Genomic DNA, 402 nt, shown 5'->3' with positions numbered 1-402 from the left:
GACTGGGGCCGGCACGACATCGACGCGGTGCTGAAATGGGTGCACGACACGCTCGTCCCCGAGGGCTGCAGCGGACGCAGGCTGGTGGTGCTCGGCCACAGCGCGGGCGGGCAGCTGGCGGGCCTGGCGCCGCACATCGTGCATGCGGATGCGCTGGTGCACGTGGCGGTGTCGCTGGCGAATGCGCGGCTCTGGCCGTGGCGTGGGCCGCTGACCCGTCCGCAGCTCGCGTGGCTGCTGCAGGTGCGGATTCCCTTGGCGGTGGCGCGCGTGCGCGGCGGCATGCTGCCGCTGGCGGCCGTCGGCATGGGGCCGATGGCGATTCCGGCCGCCATCCTGGGCGATTGGGCGCGCTTTGCCCGGCGGCGCGGCTACCTCTTCGCGCGGCGTGCCGGGTTGGAT

Annotated in this window: 1 pseudogene; it reads left to right on the top strand. The window is 74.4% G+C overall.

Annotated elements, in window-relative coordinates:
- Positions 1-402 (top strand): annotated as a pseudogene (locus D7V77_RS42875) (hypothetical protein); the annotation flags it as partial.

It is taken from the genome of Corallococcus sp. CA041A, from assembly GCF_003612075.1.
In the GTDB taxonomy this organism is placed as follows: Bacteria; Myxococcota; Myxococcia; order Myxococcales; family Myxococcaceae; genus Corallococcus; species Corallococcus exiguus.
This window is presented reverse-complemented; position numbering and strand designations above follow the sequence as displayed.